Annotated in this window: 19 protein-coding genes and 1 tRNA gene; 11 read left to right on the top strand and 9 right to left on the bottom strand. The window is 68.4% G+C overall.

All coding sequences use genetic code 11. The features are described from left to right. Positions 1 to 28: 28 nt before the first annotated feature. The 3 genes from BST28156_RS14160 to BST28156_RS14150 form a co-directional block, all read right to left on the bottom strand. Positions 29 to 484, bottom strand: a complete 456-nt coding sequence (locus BST28156_RS14160) for a GNAT family acetyltransferase (RefSeq protein ID WP_060245137.1) — start codon at positions 482 to 484, stop codon at positions 29 to 31. Positions 485 to 497: 13 nt separating this feature from the next. Beyond that, positions 498 to 1,682, bottom strand: coding sequence for an acetylornithine transaminase (locus BST28156_RS14155; protein ID WP_174902509.1), 1,185 nt, complete (start codon positions 1,680 to 1,682; stop codon positions 498 to 500). A gap of 288 nt (positions 1,683 to 1,970) precedes the next feature. Then, positions 1,971 to 3,002: a CDP-6-deoxy-delta-3,4-glucoseen reductase gene (locus BST28156_RS14150; protein ID WP_174902508.1), complete on the bottom strand. Its 1,032-nt coding sequence runs from the start codon at positions 3,000 to 3,002 to the stop codon at positions 1,971 to 1,973. A gap of 106 nt (positions 3,003 to 3,108) precedes the next feature. Here BST28156_RS14150 and BST28156_RS14145 point away from each other — a divergent pair, with 106 nt between their 5' ends. Further along, positions 3,109 to 4,143: an NAD-dependent epimerase/dehydratase family protein gene (locus BST28156_RS14145; protein WP_060245135.1), complete on the top strand. Its 1,035-nt coding sequence runs from the start codon at positions 3,109 to 3,111 to the stop codon at positions 4,141 to 4,143. Here the strand turns inward: BST28156_RS14145 and BST28156_RS14140 are convergent. Both BST28156_RS14140 and BST28156_RS14135 read right to left on the bottom strand, forming a co-directional pair. Continuing rightward, complete coding sequence (locus tag BST28156_RS14140) at positions 4,126 to 4,314, bottom strand: hypothetical protein (protein ID WP_174902507.1); 189 nt, start codon at positions 4,312 to 4,314, stop codon at positions 4,126 to 4,128. The genes BST28156_RS14145 and BST28156_RS14140 overlap by 18 nt on opposite strands. 106 nt (positions 4,315 to 4,420) lie before the next feature. After that, entirely contained in the window at positions 4,421 to 5,137 is a 717-nt protein-coding gene (locus BST28156_RS14135; protein ID WP_174902506.1) for a pseudouridine synthase, read from the bottom strand. A gap of 104 nt (positions 5,138 to 5,241) precedes the next feature. Between BST28156_RS14135 and copC the strand changes: the two genes are divergently transcribed. The 4 genes from copC to BST28156_RS14115 all read left to right on the top strand — a co-directional run bounded on the left by copC (position 5,242) and on the right by BST28156_RS14115 (position 8,225). Then, positions 5,242 to 5,616, top strand: a complete 375-nt coding sequence (gene copC / locus BST28156_RS14130) for a copper homeostasis periplasmic binding protein CopC (protein ID WP_060254860.1) — start codon at positions 5,242 to 5,244, stop codon at positions 5,614 to 5,616. A 66-nt stretch (positions 5,617 to 5,682) separates the two neighbouring features. Continuing rightward, positions 5,683 to 6,183, top strand: a complete 501-nt coding sequence (locus BST28156_RS14125) for a DinB family protein (protein ID WP_174902505.1) — start codon at positions 5,683 to 5,685, stop codon at positions 6,181 to 6,183. A 194-nt stretch (positions 6,184 to 6,377) separates the two neighbouring features. Continuing rightward, positions 6,378 to 7,151, top strand: a complete 774-nt coding sequence (locus tag BST28156_RS14120; protein ID WP_040127988.1) for an SDR family oxidoreductase — start codon at positions 6,378 to 6,380, stop codon at positions 7,149 to 7,151. A gap of 156 nt (positions 7,152 to 7,307) precedes the next feature. Then, positions 7,308 to 8,225, top strand: a complete 918-nt coding sequence (locus BST28156_RS14115) for a LysR family transcriptional regulator (RefSeq protein WP_174902504.1) — start codon at positions 7,308 to 7,310, stop codon at positions 8,223 to 8,225. Between the two features lie 24 nt (positions 8,226 to 8,249). Here the strand turns inward: BST28156_RS14115 and BST28156_RS14110 are convergent, their stop codons facing one another. Beyond that, positions 8,250 to 9,143 (bottom strand): LysR substrate-binding domain-containing protein, encoded by an 894-nt coding sequence (locus BST28156_RS14110; protein WP_174902503.1) that lies wholly within the window; start codon positions 9,141 to 9,143, stop codon positions 8,250 to 8,252. 108 nt (positions 9,144 to 9,251) lie between these two features. Here BST28156_RS14110 and BST28156_RS14105 point away from each other — a divergent pair, with 108 nt between their 5' ends. Further along, on the top strand, positions 9,252 to 10,142 hold the full coding sequence (locus BST28156_RS14105; protein WP_174902502.1) for an alpha/beta fold hydrolase: 891 nt from the start codon (positions 9,252 to 9,254) through the stop codon (positions 10,140 to 10,142). An 88-nt stretch (positions 10,143 to 10,230) separates the two neighbouring features. Here the strand turns inward: BST28156_RS14105 and BST28156_RS14100 are convergent. The 3 genes from BST28156_RS14100 to BST28156_RS14090 all read right to left on the bottom strand — a co-directional run bounded on the left by BST28156_RS14100 (position 10,231) and on the right by BST28156_RS14090 (position 12,558). Further along, a tRNA-Leu gene (locus tag BST28156_RS14100) sits at positions 10,231 to 10,315 on the bottom strand. A gap of 79 nt (positions 10,316 to 10,394) precedes the next feature. Then, positions 10,395 to 11,552 carry an ABC transporter substrate-binding protein gene (locus BST28156_RS14095; protein WP_174902501.1) on the bottom strand — a complete coding sequence of 386 codons (1,158 nt, stop codon included), beginning with the start codon at positions 11,550 to 11,552 and terminating at the stop codon, positions 10,395 to 10,397. A 64-nt stretch (positions 11,553 to 11,616) separates the two neighbouring features. Next, positions 11,617 to 12,558, bottom strand: a complete 942-nt coding sequence (locus BST28156_RS14090) for a CysB family HTH-type transcriptional regulator (RefSeq protein ID WP_009689198.1) — start codon at positions 12,556 to 12,558, stop codon at positions 11,617 to 11,619. 216 nt (positions 12,559 to 12,774) lie between these two features. On the opposite strand from BST28156_RS14090, the gene BST28156_RS14085 reads away from it, so the two are divergent. From BST28156_RS14085 to BST28156_RS14065, 5 genes are all read left to right on the top strand, one after another. After that, positions 12,775 to 14,454 (top strand): nitrite/sulfite reductase, encoded by a 1,680-nt coding sequence (locus BST28156_RS14085; RefSeq protein WP_174902500.1) that lies wholly within the window; start codon positions 12,775 to 12,777, stop codon positions 14,452 to 14,454. Positions 14,455 to 14,479: 25 nt separating this feature from the next. Beyond that, a complete protein-coding gene (locus tag BST28156_RS14080; RefSeq protein ID WP_009689196.1) occupies positions 14,480 to 15,022 on the top strand; it encodes a DUF934 domain-containing protein in 543 nt (180 codons plus the stop codon). Further along, positions 15,019 to 15,771: a phosphoadenylyl-sulfate reductase gene (locus BST28156_RS14075; protein WP_009689195.1), complete on the top strand. Its 753-nt coding sequence runs from the start codon at positions 15,019 to 15,021 to the stop codon at positions 15,769 to 15,771. Before BST28156_RS14080 ends, BST28156_RS14075 begins: the two co-directional genes overlap by 4 nt. 75 nt (positions 15,772 to 15,846) lie before the next feature. Further along, a complete protein-coding gene (gene cysD / locus BST28156_RS14070; RefSeq protein ID WP_174902499.1) occupies positions 15,847 to 16,809 on the top strand; it encodes a sulfate adenylyltransferase subunit CysD in 963 nt (320 codons plus the stop codon). Positions 16,810 to 16,831: 22 nt separating this feature from the next. After that, positions 16,832 to 18,148 carry a sulfate adenylyltransferase subunit 1 gene (locus tag BST28156_RS14065; protein ID WP_174902498.1) on the top strand — a complete coding sequence of 439 codons (1,317 nt, stop codon included), beginning with the start codon at positions 16,832 to 16,834 and terminating at the stop codon, positions 18,146 to 18,148. The last annotated feature ends 37 nt before the right edge of the window (positions 18,149 to 18,185 follow it).

Genomic DNA, 18,185 nt, shown 5'->3' with positions numbered 1-18,185 from the left:
GCCGTTGCAACGGCATCGGCCCCGGCTTTTACGCGGCCGGCAGCGTCTTGCCGAACGAGATGCGTTCCTCGACGCGATAGCCGAGCGCCGCATAGAAGCGGCACGCGTCGTCGTTGCCGGGCAGCACCTGCAGGTTGATCTTCAGGCAGCCGCGCGCGGCCAGCGCACGCTCCGCATGCGCGATCAGCGCGCGGCCGATGCCGAGCCGCCGCGCATCGTGCGCGACGCCGAACGAGTAGAGCCAGCCGCGATGCCCGTCGAAGCCCGCCATCAGCGTGCCGACCACGCGCTCGCCGCAGGTTGCGACGAAGAACAGCTCTGGCTGCGTCGCGAGCTTCAGCTCGATCGAGCGCAGCGGATCGCGGTGCGGCGGCGCGCCGGCCGCATCGTAATGCGGAAACGCGTCGCGCCACACCGCGAGCACGGCATCGGTGTCGGCGCGTTCGAACGGGCGGATAGCGACGGCATCGGCGGCGGCATCCATCGGCGGGTTCTCCTCAGAGCGTGTCGAGCACCGACCGCAGCATCGCCATCATCTGGTCGATTTCCTCGGTCGTCACGTTCAGCGCGGGCATGAAGCGCAGCAGGTTCGGACGCGCGGCGTTCAGCAGCAGGCCGTCGGGCTGCATGTCGCGCGCCTTCTCGACGATCTGCGGGCCGATGTCCTTGCCGAGCAGCAGTGCGCGCAGCAGCCCTTCGCCGCGTTCGCCTTCGAAGCCGCGTTCCTCCGACAGCTCGAGCAGCTTGCGCTTCAGGTATTCGCCGCGCGCGCGCACGCCTTCGAGGAAGCCGGGCGCGACGAGCTGCGAGATCACCGAATGGCCGACCGCCGTCATCAGCGGGTTGCCGTTGTACGTGCCGCCCTGGTCGCCGGCCTCGAACACCGCGACGTCGGCCTTCGACAGCAGCGCGCCGAGCGGCACGCCGCCGCCGATGCCCTTCGCCAGCGTCATGATGTCCGGCTCGATGCCCGACAGCTCGTAGGCGAACAGCGTGCCCGCGCGGCCGCAGCCGCTCTGCACTTCGTCGACGATCAACAGCAGGTTGTGCTGCCGGGTCAGCGCGCGCAGCTCGCGCATGAATTCGGGCGTCGCCGGCAGCACGCCGCCTTCGCCCTGGATCGGTTCGAGCATCACCGCGACGGTCTTGTCGGTGATCAGCTTCTCGACCGAATTGATGTTGTTCAGATCGGCCTTCGGGAAGCCCGGCACCTGTGGCGCGTAGATCGTGTCCCAGCCCGGCTTGCCGCTGGCCGACATCGTCGCGAGCGTGCGGCCGTGGAAGCTGTGGTCGAACGTGATGATCTCGTACGCGCCGTTGCGGAACTTGCGGCCCCACTTGCGCGCGAGCTTGATCGCGCCTTCGTTCGCTTCCGCGCCGCTGTTCGTGAAGAACACCTTGTCGAACACGCTGTGCTGCGTGAGCAGGCCCGCGAGCTTCGCCATCGGCTCGTTGTAGAACGCCGGCGACGGGTTCAGCAGCTTGTCGGCCTGCGTCTTCAGCGCTTCGACGATGCCCTCGTTGCAATGCCCGAGGCTGTTGACGGCCCAGCCCTGGATGAAGTCCAGATAGCGCTTGCCCGTGTGATCGTAGAGCCACGAACCCTTGCCGTGCGTAAACACGATGTCGGGGCGGTTCGTGATGTACATCAGCGAGTCGATCGGGTAATCGTTCAGGGGCATGGCAGCAGACTCCAGCGGACGTTGAAAGGGAAACGGGCAATAAAAAAGCCACGGAATGCCGTGGCTGGTGGATCGAACAGCTTGTGCGTAACCGGTGAAGCGGGGCGGGGTTACGCGCGAGTCCGTGACGAGCCGGCGGCATCCGGGAGGAGCGGCGAGCGGCGACGTCGGAGGGCGGACAGGAAGCGGTTCATGTGCGCAAGCATAAGGCATCCCGCGCCCGACTGTAAACCGCCGCGATGCCACCGATGTGACATCGCGGCGCCCGGCGCGGGACGCGGGCCGGCGTCAGACCGGATGCGCGAGATCGGCGGCGCTGGTGAACGAGTCCGCGTAGAACTCGTCGACCGGCAGCCCGTGGTGCTGCGTGAAGTCGCGCTGCGCGGACTCGACCATCACCGGCGCGCCGCACGCGTAGACCTGATGGCCCGACAGGTCGGGCAGGTCCTCGATCACCGCGCGGTGCACGAAGCCGGTGCGGCCCGTCCACTGGTCGGCGTCGTCCGGCTCGGACAGCACCGGCACGTACTTGAAGTTCGGGATCTCGCGCGCCCACTGCTCGGCCAGCTCGCCGAGATAGATGTCCTTCTTGCGGCGCGCGCCCCAGTAGAGCGTCATCGGGCGCGTGATGCCCGCGTGCTTCACGTGCTCGATGATCGCCTTGATCGGCGCGAAGCCGGTGCCCGACGCGAGCAGCACGATCGGCTTGTCGGAATCCTCGCGCAGGAAGAACGTGCCGAGCGGGCCTTCGAAGCGCAGGATGTCGCGCTCCTTCATCGCGCCGAACACGTGGTCGGTGAACTTGCCGCCCGGCATGTGGCGGATATGCAGCTCGATCGGGCCTTCCTCGTGCGGCGCGTTCGCCATCGAGTAGCTGCGGCGTGCGCCGTCCTTCAGGATGAACTCGACGTACTGGCCCGCCAGGTACTGCAGGCGTTCGTTGGCCGGCAGCTGCAGCTTCACGACCATCACGTCGTCGGCCTTGCGTTCGAGCGCGGCGATCCGGCACGGCAGCTTCTTGACCTGCACGCCGTCGACGCCGGCGATCTCGCGCACGTCGATCTCGAGATCGCATTGCGCCTTCGAGCAGCACAGCAGCGCGAGGCCGCGCGTGCGCTCGTCGTTGGACAGCGCCGACGCCGCGTGCGGGCCCTGCTCGATCTGCCCCGACACGATCTGCCCCTTGCAGGAGCCGCACGCGCCGTTCTTGCAGCCGTACGGCAGATGGACGTTCTGGCGCAGCGCGGCCGCCAGCACGGTTTCATCCGACTCGACCTGGAACTGCCGGCCGCTTTGCTTGAGAGTGACGTTGAATGCCATAGAACCAAACTAGAACAAAATGTGGGGACCGTGCATGTCGCGCACGGCAGCTACAATGCAATCCGTTGCGCGCCGCGCAACGGTGGCTACTGATTTCGCAAACAACATGATCGCGACACGAATCCTGCGCCGGCCGCGCGCGCTGATCGTCGGCTGCGGCGACGTCGGCCTGCGCTGCGTCGCGCAATGGCGCGGCGCGCGCTGCAATCCGCGGATCGTCGCGCTGACGAGCCATCCGGCGCGCCGCGACGAACTGCGCAACGCGGGCGCGACGCCGATCGTCGGCAATCTCGACCAGCGCGCGACGCTGCGCCGCATCGCGGGCCTTGCCCGCACGGTCCTGCATCTCGCGCCGCCGCAGCCCGACGGCCGCGACGACCGGCGCACGCGTGCGCTGATCGCCGCATTGAGCATGCCTGCCCGGCGGCCGAGCCAGCCTGCGTCGGCGGTCGGCCGGCTGCGCACGCTGCGCGTCGCGTCCCGGCAGGTTGGCGCGCCCGTCCGGAAAGCGCGTATTGTACCCGACGGCCTTCGCGCGCCACGGCTCGTCTATGCGAGCACGACGGGCGTTTACGGCGACTGCGGCGGGGCGCGCATCGACGAAACGCAGCCGCTGCGCCCCGCGAATCCGCGTGCGTTGCGCCGCGTGTCGGCCGAGCGCCAACTGCGCGCGGCGACGGCGCGCGGCGTGCTGTCCGCGCGCATCGTGCGCATCCCGGGCATCTACGCGGAGAACCGGCTGCCGCTCGCGCGCCTCGAGCGCGGCACGCCTGCGCTCGCGGCGGCCGACGACGTCTACACGAACCACATCCACGCGGACGATCTCGCGGCAATCCTGCGCCGCGCGGCCGAACGCGGCAGGCCGGCGCGCGCGGTGCACGCGTCGGACGACAGCGAACTGCGGATGGGAGACTATTTCGACCGGGTCGCGCAGGCGTTCGGCCTGCCGCGGCCGCCGCGCATCAGCCGCGCGGACGCCGAGCGCCAGCTCGAGCCCACGCTGCTGTCGTTCATGCGCGAGTCGCGACGGCTGTCCAACGCACGGCTCAAGGCCGAATTGTGCGTGAGCCTGCGCTATCCGACCGTAGACGAATTCCTTCAAACGCTCGCGCCGGGCGGCGCGTCAGGTCAGCGCCGGTAGCGCCTCGATCAGCAGGAAGCACAGCAGCGCGCCGATCAGCGCGCCAATCAGGTTCGGATGATATTTGTGCCTCGCGCGCATCGCGGCCAGCAGCGCGCCGATCGCGATGGCGCCGACTACGGCGAACGCGATGATCACGTAGGACAGTTCGAACGATTGGTTGGTATGCATGACGTCTCCCCCAGCATCGCTGCTCGTACAGCTTGTGATTTCAGTATAGCGGGGGAACCTGAGGCTGCGATGCGGGCAGCCTTCGAACGGTCGTGCGGATTTTCCCTTACAGGGTTTTGACGGGATTGCGCAGCGCTGAAAGGTCGGCTTCGTCGAGCCAGCGCCATGCGCCCGGGGCGAGGTCGTCCGGCAGCGTGAAGCCGCCGATGCGCTCGCGGTGCAGCGCTTCCACGCGGTTGCTGGCCGCCGCGACCATGCGCTTCACCTGGTGATACTTGCCTTCGAGGACGGTCAGCGCGAGCGCGTGCGTATCGCGCGCGTCGGCGGCGACCGCCGCGATCGGCCTGGGCTCGCCGTGCAGCTGCACGCCGGCGCGCAGCGCGTCGAGCTGCGTGTCGTCGAGCGGATGGCGCACGGTCGCGACGTAGGTTTTCGGCACCTTGCGCTTCGGCGACGTGTACGCGTGCACGAACTGGCCGTCGTCGGACAGCAGCAGCAGGCCGGTCGTGTCCTGGTCGAGGCGGCCGACGCACTGCACGCCGCGCGCGACGAGCGGCGCGGGCAGCAGGCTGAACACGCTCGCGTGATGCTGCGGATCGCGCGAACACTCGTAGCCGGCCGGCTTGTTCAGCGCGAGATACGCGCGCGCGTGGAACGGCCACGGCGTGCCGTCGACGGTGAAGACGAGGCCGTCGGTGTCGAACCGGGCGTCCGGGTCGGTCGCGGGCGCGCCCGCGACGGCGACGCGGCCCGCGTCGATCAGGCCGCGGCACTGGCGGCGCGAGCCGAAGCCCTGCGTGTAGAGAATGCTTTCGAGATCCATAGCGCGCGCATTCTACCAAGCGCTGCGCGCGCACCGGCGCGCGCTGGTAAGCTGCCGGGACGCCGCGCGGCGCGTGGCGTCTGTTCATTCTTCACGGAAAGCCCATGTATTTCGATTCGTTCCCGTTCGGCCGCAAGGCCGCCGCCGTCGTGCTCGCCGCGACCGTTTCGTCGGCCGCGTTCGCGCATGCGCACGTCGCGAGCAGCGATCCGGCCGCGAATGCGGCGCTCGCCGCCGCGCCGGCCGCCGTCACGATCGACTTCACCGAAACGCTCGAGCCGGCGTTCAGCTCGATCGTGGTGGTCGACGGCGACGGTAAAACCGTGTCGGACGGCCGTGCGCGCATCGACGCCGCGAACCGCAAGCGGATGACGGTGCCGCTCGCCGCGCTCGGCGCCGGCGCCTATACGGTGAAATGGGTGGCCGTCGCGACCGACGGGCATCGGACGCAGGGCGCGTACGGCTTCAGCGTGAAGTAAGCCCGCCGCGGCGTCGGCGGGCCGGTGCCGGGCTCGCCGGCGTCCTATCCGACACGGAGTTTCAGCATGAATCCGACGACGCTCGATGCACTCGCCGATTTTCCCCGCCAGCTCGAAGCGCAGTTCGCCGCCGTGCCCGACGGCTATGCGCGCTGGACGCCGGACGACTGGACCGGCATGCCGAGCGAGCATTTCTCGCCGCTCGGCCAGCTGTGCCACGTGCGCGACATCGAGATCGACGGCTATCACGTGCGGCTGCGGCGGATGCTCGACGAGGCGCGGCCGCTGCTCGTGTCGGTCGACGGCGATGCGCTTGCAGTTGCGCGGCGCTACGACCACGCGTATGCGTCCGATGTGCTGGCCGCGTTTCGCGACGCGCGGCGCGAAACGCTCGATCTCGTGTCGCGCCTCACGCCCGACCAGTTCGCCCGCACCGGCGAGTTCGAAGGCTACGGCCCGCTGACCGTGCGCGGGCTCATCCATTACCTGTGCAGCCACGATCAGCAGCATCTCGCCGGCATGCAATGGCTGCTCGGCAAGATCGATGCCGCGCGCTACGCGCGCTGAGCGGGCGGGCCGATGCGCGTCCGCTACCGGAAGGCGGTGGCCTCGTCGGTGCGGCAGCGCACATTTCGTTTTCTTGATCGCCCGGTTTTTCGCGATTGGTCGGGTTTTATGGATAATCCATCCAGCCGCGACCGGCTGACCGGCGCGTCGCGTATGCCTACACTCGGAGCTTCTTCAACGAAAAGGAGTCAACCGTGGCTACTCATACGCTCGCAGACAAGGTCGTCCTGATCGCAGGCGGCGCGAAGAACCTCGGCGGCCTGATCGCTCGCGACCTGGCGAGCCACGGCGCGAAGGCGGTCGCGATCCACTACAACAGCGCCGCGACGCAGGCCGCGGCCGAAGAAACGGCCGCCGCCGTGCGCGCGGCCGGCGCGCAGGCCGACACGTTCCAGGGCGACCTGACGACGGCCGGCGCGGTCGAGAAGCTGTTCGACGCCGCGAAGCAGCGCTTCGGCAGGATCGACATCGCGATCAATACGGTCGGCAAGGTGCTGAAGAAGCCGATCACCGAGATCAGCGAGGCCGAATACGACGACATGTTCGCGGTCAACAGCAAGTCGGCGTTCTTCTTCATCAAGGAAGCCGGGCGGCATCTCGAGGACAACGGCAAGCTCGTCACGCTGGTGACGTCGCTGCTCGGCGCCTTCACGCCGTTCTATGCGGCCTACGAAGGGTCGAAGGCGCCGGTCGAGCATTTCACGCGCGCGGCAGCGAAGGAGTACGGCGCGCGCGGGATCTCGGTGACGGCCGTCGGGCCGGGCCCGATGGACACGCCGTTCTTCTATCCGGCCGAAGGCGCCGATGCGGTCGCGTATCACAAGACCGCGGCCGCGCTGTCGCCGTTCAGCAAGACGGGCCTGACCGACATCGAGGACGTCGTGCCGTTCATCCGCCACCTGGTGACCGACGGCTGGTGGATCACCGGCCAGACGATCCTGATCAACGGCGGCTATACGACGAAGTAAGCGACGAAGTAAGCGGCGCGGCGCGCATCGCGTGCCGCACTGGCCGGTTTGCGTGGACAATGAGCAGGCGCGCGGGCGAACCCCGCGCGCCTGTTTCGTTTCCGGCGCGGCGCGACGCGCACCCGGCAGGCGATCAATCCAGCGAACGCGGTGACGATGGACAAGCTCGACCAGGTCAGGATCTTTCTTCAGGTTGCCGAAATGGGCAGCTTCATCAAGGCCGCGCATGCGCTCGACGTGCCGCGCGCGACCGTGTCGGCGGCCGTTCAGCAGCTCGAGGCGGCGCTCGGCACGCGCCTGCTGCACCGCACGACGCGGCAGGTGCAGCTGACCGCCGACGGCGCGCTGCTGCTCGAGCGCGGCCGGCGCCTGCTCGCGGAGGCCGACGAGCTCGACCGGCTGTTTCGCCGCCGCGATCGCGACGTGGTCGGTCGACTGAACGTCGACGTGCCGAGCCGGATCGCGCGCCGCATGATCGCGCCCGCGCTGCCGTCGCTGTTTCGCCGCCACCCAAAGCTGCAGCTGTCGCTCGGCTCGACCGACCGGTCGATCGACCTGGTGCAGGAAGGCGTCGACTGCGCGATCCGGGTCGGGCGGCTTGCGGACAGCAGCCTCGTCGTGCGGCCGCTCGGCCGATTCACGCTGATCAACTGCGCGAGCCCCGACTATCTGCGCGAATGCGGCGTGCCCGAGCATCCGGATGCGCTCGCGCACGGGCACTGGGCGATCGGCTATGCGTCGCCGACGAGCGGGCGCGAACTCGAATGGGAGTATCGCGCGGACGGCGGCCTGCACACGCTGACGCTGCCGAGCCGCGTGATCGTCAACAACGCGGAAACCTATATCGCGAGCTGCATCGCGGGGATGGGGCTGATCCAGATTCCGCGCTTCGACGTCGCGCATCTGCTGGACAGCGGCGCGCTGGTCGAGGTGATGCCCGGGCATCGGGCCGAGCCGATGGACGTGTCGGCCGTCTATCCGCACCGGCGGCACCGGTCGCGGCGGCTCAACGCGTTCATCGACTGGTTCGGGGAGCTGATGGCGGAGGCGTTGACGGGGGCGCGCGACGTCTGAACCGACGCGGCGCGCCGCGCGATGTCAGCCGGCCCGCGCGAATTGCCGGCCGCGTCCGGTTTCCCGCACCGCGTTGATCAGCGCCGCGCCGACGCCGTCGGGCTTCGCCGCGAACGCGTAGAAGCGCGCCGCCGGCAACGCCGGCAGGCCGTCCTGCGGCCCGCACGCGCGCAGCCCGTCGCGCAGCTGGCTGTGCGCGAGCGCGGTGACCGCGAAACCCGCGAGTGCGGCCGATATGCATCCTGCCATGCTGGCGCTTTCGAACAGCACGCGAAACGGCCGCAATGCCGCGGCGAGCGCCGACACGGCGGCGTCCCGGTACACGCACGGCTCCGGAAACAGCGCGAGCGGCACGTCGCGCGCCGCGTCGAGTGCGCGATCCGACGCGAACGCCCAGACGAGCGGCTCCTCCCACAGCAGTTCGCCGGGCGCATCGACCTGCCGGCACAGCTTGCCGAACACCACGTCGAGCCGGCCGAGTGCCTGCTCGCGCAGCAGCGACGCGGTGATGCCGACCTTCAGCTCGATCGACGTATGCGGATGACGATCGCGGAACGCGCGCAGCACGAGCGGCAGCCACGTGCCTGCGAAGTCTTCCGACGCGCCGATGCGCAGCCGGCCGTGTGCGGGCGCGCCGCGCAGCCTCGCGCGCGCCTCGCGCTCCATGTCGACGATGTTGCGCGCGTACGCGTACAGCGTGTCGCCGGCCGGCGTGAGCGCGACGCGGCGCGTGGTGCGTGCGAGCAGCACCGCGCCGGCCGCCTGTTCGAGCCGCTTGATGTGGCCGCTGACGGCGGACGGCGTCAGCGCGAGCCGTTCGGCGGCCGGCGCGAAGCCGTGGCAGTCGACGACCGCGAGGAAGGTGCGCAGCAACGCGATGTCGAGTGCGCTCGACGCGGGATCGGTTGACGGTTCCATCGGGTGTTTCAACGCAAAATTCGGATAATGGATCATGATACTCCGCGAATCGTGACGAAATCGCGACCTACCATCGACCGGTCGGCTCGATCAACGAAGGAGTGCACGATGACCACCTACGCACATGCGACGACTGCGTCGCTCGATATCGCTTATCTCGAATGGAACCCGCGCGGCGAGCGCACGGCCGTGCTGCTGCACGGCTGGCCCGACAGCCCGGTTGGCTGGGACGGTGTCGCGGCGGCGCTCGCCGGGCACGGTTACCGCGTGCTGGCGCCCGCGCTGCGCGGTTTCGCGCCGACGCGCTTTCTCGACGCGTCCGCGCCGCGCAGCGGCCAGCTTGCGGCGCTCGGGCGCGATCTGCTCGACTTCGTCGATGCGCTCGGCCTCGACCGGCCGGTGCTGGTCGGGCACGACTGGGGCGCCCGCGCGGTCGCGAACGCGTGCGGGCTGCGCGACGGCGTCGCGTCGCATCTGGTGATGCTGTCGGTCGGCTACGGCACCAACGATCCCGGCCAGCCGCTGTCGCTGCAGCAGGCGCGCAACTACTGGTATCACTGGTTCCTGGCGACGCCGCGCGGCGAGCGCGCGCTGCGCGACGACCGCCGCGCGTTCGCGCGCCTGATGTGGGACACCTGGTCGCCGCCGGGCTGGTATCGCGACGACGCGTTCGACGCGGCCGCCGCCGCGTTCGACGGTCCCGACTGGATCGACGTCGTACTGCACTCGTACCGGCATCGCTGGGGATTCGCGCCGGGCGCGCCGGCTTATGCGGACGACGACGCGCGGCTGAACCCTGCGCCCGTGCTGGCGGTGCCGACGCTCGTGCTGCATGGCGGCGCGGACGCGTGCAATCGCCCGGACAGCTCGGCCGGGCGCGAGCGGTTCTTCAGCGGTCGCTACGAGCGTCAGGTGCTCGACGGCGTCGGGCATTTCCCGCAGCGCGAGGCGGCGGCGCCGGTGGCGGACGCGATCGTGCGGTTCTGCGGGCGCGGTTGAACGGGGAAGGGCGGGGGAATGGAGCGCGGGAAAAACAAAAACCCGCGAAGCGACGAGCTTGCGCGGGTTTCGACGGTACTGCGAATGCTGGTGCCCAGGGCCGGAATCGAACCGGCACGCCTTGCGGCGGGGGATTTTGAGTCCCCTGCGTCTACCAATTTCACCACCTGGGCCTGATCCTGACCGCGCATGCGATTGTGCGCGGCGAAACGCGGATTATGGCGGAAATCCGCACGCCGGGCAAGCTGCCCGTCACTGGCTCAGATAGACGAACTGTCCGTGCTTCACGATCCCCATCACGCTCGCGCGCTGATCGAGCCCCACATGATCCTTGTCGCTGGTATTGACGACGCCGTTCGGCACGACGAGCTCGTGCGCGCGTTCGAGCTCGCGCCGCAGCGCCGCGCGGAACGCGGGCGTGCCGGGCTGCGCGGTCTTCAGCGCGCGGCCGACCGCGTCGGCGAGGCGCGGGTAGACGCCGGCCGCGTCGCCCGCGAACTGCGTGACGGTGCCGGCGCCGTACTTCGCCTCGTACGCGTCGACGAACGCGAGCGCGGCCTTGCGCGCCGGATGGTCGGCCGGCAGCGTGCGCGCGACGACCACCGGCTGGGTCGGGAACAGCGTGCCCTCCACATCCTTGCCGCCGAGCTTGATGAATTCCGGCGTCGCGATGCCGTGCGTCTGATAGATCGGGCCCTTGTAACCGCGCTCGATCAGCGTGCGCTGCGGCAGCACGGCCGGCGTGCCCGAGCCCGCGATCAGGATTGCGTCGGGCTTCGCGGCGACCAGCTTCAGCGCCTGGCCCGTGACGCTCGCGTCGGTGCGGTTGAAGCGCTCGGTCGCGACCACGCGGATCTTGCGCAGCTCCGCGAAGCGCGTGAACTCGTTCAGCCAGCTGTCGCCGTAGCTGTCCGCGAAGCCGATGAAGCCGACCGTCTTCACGCCGTGGTTCGCCATGTAGCGCGTCATCACGTCGGCCATCGCGCGGTCGCTCTGCGCCATCTTGAACGCCCAGGTGCGCGCGCCTTCCTGCGGCTCGACGATCGCGCCGGAGCCGACCAGCGTGATCATCGGCGTCTGGCCGGCCGCCACCGCGTCGAGCGCCGCGAGCGCGGCCGGCGTGATGTTCGGCCCGACCACCACGTCGACGTGATCCTCGTCCACCAGCTTGCGGATGTTGCGCACCGCGGCGCCCGGGTCCGACGCGTCGTCGAGCACCGTCACCTGCAGCGGCTGCCCGGCGATCGTCTTCGGCCACATCAGGATCGCGTTCTTGCTCGTGATGCCGATCGCGGCGGCGGGGCCGGTCGACGACAGGTCGACGCCGACCTTCAGGTCGGCCTGCGCGGCCATGCAGGCGAGCGCAAGGGCAGCGCCGGCGGCGCGGCGCAGCAGGGCGGGAAGCGTCATGCGGGAATCTCCGTCGGGCAATAAAAAGGGGCGCGATGTGCGCCCCTGTGGTTATACACGCGGCTCAAAGCTCGTACGATTCGGATTCGCCCTTGAGCGCCTGTTCGATCAGCTTGCGGTTCAGCGTCGGCGACAGCAGCTCGACCAGCGTATACACATAGCTGCGCAGATACGCGCCCTGCTTCAGCGCGACGCGCGTCACGTTGCTGCCGAACAGGTGGCCGACCGGAATCAGCCGCAGGTTGCGGTCGCGCTCCGGGTTGAACGCGATGTCGGCCATGATCCCGACGCCGAGGCCGAGCTCGACATAGGTCTTGATCACGTCGGCGTCGATCGCCTCCAGCACGATGTCCGGCGACAGCCCGCGCAGCGCGAACGCATGGTTGATCTTCTTGCGGCCCGCGAACGCGTCGTCGTAGGTGATCAGCGGATACTGCGCGAGATCGTCGAGCGTGACCGGCTTGCGCTCGAGCAGCGGATGGTCGGCCGGCACGACGGCCGCGTGATGCCACTGGAAGCAGGGCAGCGACACGAGTTCCTTGTAGTCGGCGATCGCCTCGGTTGCGATCGCGAGATCGGCCTGGTCGTGGATCACCATCTCGGCGACCTGCGTCGGGCTGCCCTGCAGGATCGACAGGTGCACCTTCGGGAAGCGCTTCTTGAATTCGGCGATCGCGGCCGGCAGCGAATAGCGCGCCTGCGTGTGGGTCGCCGCGATCGTCAGGTTGCCCTGGTCCTGCGCTGCATAATCTTTTCCGACCCTCTTAAGGCTTTCGACCTCCTGCAGGATCCGCTCGACCGACGCGAGGATGATCCGGCCCGGCTCGGTGAGCGAGCGCACGCGCTTGCCGTGCCGCGTGAAGATCTCCACGCCCAGCTCGTCCTCGAGCTCGATGATCGCCTTCGATACCCCCGGTTGCGACGTGTAGAGCGCCTTGGCGGCCTCGGTGAGGTTGAAATTCTGCCGGACGGCCTCGCGCACGAAGCGAAATTGGTGCAGGTTCATTTATAACCCTTCCGCATATCAACAGAATTTTTTAGTCGTTTGAAATATAAGGCGAGTTTATTACGATTCACCGGAGTTTTTCAAATATGGATATCTGTTTTCGTCATTAGCAATCCACCGGGCAGCGGATGCCCCGGCGGCAGCGGCGGAACGGAGATTCGGGCGCGACGTGGCTAGGACGTCGCGCGGTCACCACGAAAACCCTGGGGTCCCCGAATGTATCAGTACGACCAGTACGACCAGACGATCGTCGACGAGCGTGTCGCGCAGTACCGCGATCAGGTGCGCCGCCGCCTGTCGGGCGAGTTGAGCGAAGACGAGTTCCGTCCGCTGCGCCTGCAGAACGGCCTGTACATGCAGCGTCACGCGTACATGCACCGCATCGCGATTCCTTACGGCAACCTGCGCAGCGAGCAGCTGCGCATGCTGGCGCGCATCGCGCGCGAACACGACCGCGGCTATGGCCACTTCTCGACGCGCTCGAACATCCAGTTCAACTGGATCCAGCTCGAAGAAACGCCCGAGATCCTCGCGAAGCTCGCGTCGGTGCAGATGCACGCGATCCAGACGTCGGGCAACTGCATCCGCAACATCACGGCCGACCAGTTCGCAGGCGTCGCGCAGGACGAAGAGATCGATCCGCGTCCGTGGGCCGAGATCCTGCGTCAATGGTCGACGTTCCATCCCGAATTCGCGTGGCTGCCGCGCAAGTTCAAGATCGCGGTGTCGGGCTCGAAGCACGACCGTGCGGCCGTGCAGATCCACGACCTCGGCGTGTACCTGAAGAAGAACGCGCAGGGCGAAGTGGTCGCGAGCATCCTCGCGGGCGGCGGCCTCGGCCGTACGCCGATCGTCGGCGCGGTGATCAAGGAAGACCTGCCGTGGCAGCACCTGCTGACGTACTGCGAAGCCGTGCTGCGCGTGTACAACCGCTACGGCCGCCGCGACAACATGTACAAGGCACGCATCAAGATCCTCGTGAAGGCGCTGTCGCCGGCGAAGTTCGCGCAGCAGGTCGAGGAGGAATGGCAGCACCTGAAGGACGGCCCGTCGACGCTCACGCAGGCCGAGCTCGACCGCGTGTCGCAGTACTTCAAGCCGCCCGTCTACGAGAAGCTGGCCGACACCGACGCGTCGTTCGAGCAGCACCTGCTCGAGAACAAGGCGTTCGCGCGCTGGGTCGAGCGCAACGTCGCGCCGCACAAGGTGCCGGGCTACGCGGCCGTCACGCTGTCGCTGAAGGATCACCGTGCGGCGCCGGGCGACGCGACCGACAAGCAGATGGATCTGGTCGCCGACTGGGCCGATGCGTATTCGTTCGGCGAGCTGCGCGTGTCGCACGAGCAGAACCTGATTCTCGCGAACGTGAAGAAGCGCGACCTGTTCGCGGTGTGGGAGAAGGCGAAGGCCGCCGGTTTCGCGACGCCGAACATCGGCCTGCTGACCGACATCATCGCGTGCCCGGGCGGCGACTTCTGCTCGCTCGCGAACGCGAAGTCGATCCCGATCGCGCTGGGGATCCAGCAGCGCTTCGACGATCTCGACTATGTGTACGACCTCGGCGACCTGTCGCTGAACATTTCCGGTTGCATGAACTCGTGCGGCCATCACCACGTCGGCAACATCGGCATCCTCGGCGTCGACAAGGACGGCGCCGAGTGGTACCAGGTGTCGCTCGGCGGCGAGCAGGGCACGGGCCGCGACGGCGCGCGCCTGGGCCGCGTGATCGGGCCGTCGTTCTCGGCGGAAGAGGTGCCGGACGTGATCGCGAAGCTGATCGACACGTTCGTCGAGTCGCGCATCGACGGCGAGCGCTTCATCGACACGTACGACCGCATCGGCATCGCGCCGTTCAAGGAGCGCGTCTATGCGGCGCGCCAGGCAGTGAACGCCTAACCCACCGGCTAGAAGGAATTTGCAGATGGCTTCGATTATCAAGAACCGCGCAGTGATCGACGACGCATGGCAGGTCGTGCGCGCGTCGGAAGACGGCGCGCTGCCCGCGGTCGACGCATTGCCGGCCGGCAAGGTGCTGGTGCCGCTCGCGTTGTGGCAGGCCGAGCGCGCAGCGCTGGTCGCCGCGAAGACGAAGGACGAACTGGGCGTGTGGCTCGCGCCGGACAGCGAGCCGGCCGATCTCGCGGCCGACTTCGGCGCGATTTCGCTGATCGCGGTGGATTTCCCGCGCTTCGCGGACGGTCGCGGCTACAGCATCGCGCGCCTGCTGCGCGAGCGTCACGGCTGGACGGGCGAGCTGCGCGCGATCGGCGACGTGCTGCGCGACCAGCTGCTGTACATGTCGCGCTGCGGCTTCGATGCGTTCGCGGTGCGCGCCGACAAGGACATCCACGACGCGCTGAACGCGTTCGGCGAGTTCACGCAGCGTTACCAGGGTGCGTTCGACGAGCCCGCGCCGCTGTTCCGCCGCCGTGCCGCGTCGGCCGACACCAAGGTGAGCGCATGAGCACCGCGACCGCCACCGCGCTGACGCCGGAACTCGCGGCGAAGGTCGAGCGGCTCGACGCGCTGCTCGCGCAGATCGCCGCGCGCCATCCGAAGGTGAAGCTCGCGAGCAGCCTCGCAGCCGAAGACATGCTGCTCACGCACGCGATCCTGTCGAAGGGCGTGTCGATCGGCATCTTCTCGCTGAACACGGGCCGCCTGCACGCGGAGACGCTCGGCATGATCGACCGCGTGCGCGAGCGCTACGGCTACGAGATCGAGCAGTTTCATCCGCAGCAGGACGCGGTGGACCAATATGTGGCCGAACACGGGCTGAACGCGTTCTACGAGAGCGTCGAGCTGCGCAAGTCGTGCTGCCACATCCGCAAGGTCGAGCCGCTGAACCGCGCGCTGTCGGACGTCGGCGCGTGGGTCACGGGCCAGCGTCGCGAGCAGTCGGTTACGCGTGCCGAGCTGCATGAGCAAGAGCAGGACGAAGCGCGCGGGATCGCGAAGTACAACCCGCTCGCCGACTGGACGGAAGACGACGTGTGGGCGTACCTTAAGGCGTTCGACGTGCCGGTCAATCCGCTGCATGCGCGCGGCTACCCGAGCATCGGCTGCGAGCCCTGTACGCGCGCGATCCGCCCCGGCGAGGACAGCCGCGCGGGCCGCTGGTGGTGGGAGTCGCGCGACACGAAGGAATGCGGGCTGCACATCACGACGATCACGCCGATTCCCGCGAATGCCGAAGCCGGCGCCGCGCACTGAAAGCCGACAAGACACTGAATATTGCGCCGCCCGCGACAGCGGGCGGCACGAACCCGGAAGAGAAGGACTGAAATCATGAGCACGACGCTCGAGCAATCCGCCTTTGCCCCGCCCACCGGCGCCGACAGCCGCATGGGCCACCTCGACTGGCTCGAAGCCGAGTCGATCCATATCCTGCGCGAGCTGGTCGCCGAGTGCAGCAAGCCGGCGCTGCTGTTCTCGGGCGGCAAGGATTCGGTCGTCGTGCTGCACCTGGCGCTGAAGGCGTTCGGCCTCGGCGCGAACCGCAAGACCACGCTGCCGTTCCCGCTCGTGCACATCGACACGGGCCACAACTACGACGAGGTGATCGATTTCCGCGACCGTCGCGCCAACGAGATCGGCGCCGAGCTGATCGTCGGCCACGTCGAGGATTCGATCAAGCGCGGCACGGTCGTGCTGCGCCGCGAAACCGATTCGCGCAATGCCGCGCAGGCCGTCACGCTGCTCGAGACGATCGAGCAGCACGGCTTCACCGCGATGATCGGCGGCGCGCGCCGCGACGAAGAGAAGGCGCGCGCGAAGGAGCGCATCTTCTCGTTCCGCGACGAATTCGGCCAGTGGGACCCGAAGGCGCAGCGCCCGGAACTGTGGAGCCTGTACAACGCACGCCTGCACAACGGCGAACACCTGCGCGTGTTCCCGATCTCGAACTGGACCGAACTCGACGTGTGGCAGTACATCGCGCGCGAAAACCTCGAGCTGCCGTCGATCTACTACGCGCACCAGCGCGAGATCGTGCGCCGCAACGGGCTGCTGGTGCCGGTCACGCCGCTCACGCCGATGCGCGACGGCGAGACGAGCGAAGTCGCGCAGGTGCGGTTCCGCACGGTCGGCGACATTTCCTGCACGTGCCCGGTCGAGAGCGACGCGGACGACGTCGAGAAGATCATCGCCGAGACGGCGGTGACCGAGATCACCGAGCGCGGCGCGACGCGGATGGACGACCAGACCTCCGAAGCCGCGATGGAGCAGCGCAAGAAGCAGGGTTATTTCTGAAGCACACGAGGACATTCACATCATGAGCATCATCGAGAACACCGAAGACCTCGGCGTGCTGCGCTTCATCACCGCGGGCAGCGTCGACGACGGCAAGAGCACGCTGATCGGCCGCCTGCTGTACGACAGCAAGGCCGTGCTGTCCGACCAGCTGTCCGCGCTGTCGCGCGCGAAGAACAAGCGCACGGTCGGCGACGAACTCGACCTCGCGCTGCTGACCGACGGGCTGGAAGCCGAGCGCGAGCAGGGCATCACGATCGACGTCGCGTATCGCTATTTCGCGACGGCCAAGCGCAAGTTCATCATCGCCGACACGCCGGGCCACGAGCAGTACACGCGCAACATGGTGACGGGTGCGTCGACCGCGCACGCCGCGATCATCCTGATCGACGCGACGCGCGTGACGGTCGAGAACGGCGTCGCGGAACTGCTGCCGCAAACCAAGCGCCACAGCGCGATCGTCAAGCTGCTCGCGCTGCAGCACGTGATCGTCGCGATCAACAAGATGGACCTCGTCGACTACAGCGAAGCGCGCTTCAATGAAATCCGCGACGCGTACGTGACGCTCGCGAAGCAGCTCGGCCTGACCGACGTGCGCTTCGTGCCGGTGTCGGCGCTGAAGGGCGACAACATCGTCGGCGCGAGCGAGCGCATGCCGTGGTATGCGGGCGAGCCGCTGCTCGACGTGCTCGAATCGCTGCCGGTCGAGACGCAGGCGCACGATGCGCTGCGCTTCCCGGTGCAGTGGGTCGCGCGCCAGGACGGCAGCTCGGCCGACGATTTCCGCGGCTACATGGGCCGCATCGAGTCGGGCGAAGTGAAGGTCGGCGACGCGATCGCCGTGCTGCCGTCGAACCGCACCGCAACGGTCGCCGAGATCGTCGCGCCGGTGCCGGGCGGCACCGCGTCGGTCGCGCACGCGTTCGCGGGCCAGACGGTGACGATCCGCCTCGCGGAAGACGTCGACGTGTCGCGCGGCGACATGTTCGTCACGGCCGCCGAACCGGTGACGCCGGCGAAGAAGCTCGAGGCCGACCTGTGCTGGTTCGACGAAGCGCCGCTGTCGCCGCAGCGCAAGTACCTGCTGAAGCAGACCACCAGCACGGTGTTCGCGAAGATCGGCGGCGTCAAGCAGGTGCTCGACGTGCATACGCTGTCGCACGCGACCGACCGTCAGGACCTGAAGATGAACGACATCGGCCGCGTCGCGCTGACGCTGCAAAAGCCGATCGTCTGCGACACGTACGACGCGCATCCGGGCACGGGCGCGTTCGTGCTGATCGACGAGGCGACGCACCACACGGTCGCCGCAGGCATGATCCGGGCCTTTTCGGCGTAACCGGCATACCGCGCCGCTTTGCGGCGGCGCGGGCTGC

The sequence above is a fragment of the Burkholderia pseudomultivorans genome, from assembly GCF_902499075.1.
GTDB classification, from domain to species: domain Bacteria; phylum Pseudomonadota; class Gammaproteobacteria; order Burkholderiales; family Burkholderiaceae; genus Burkholderia; species Burkholderia pseudomultivorans.
Note: the sequence above shows the minus strand (reverse complement) of the source record. Positions and strands in the feature narration are given on the sequence as shown.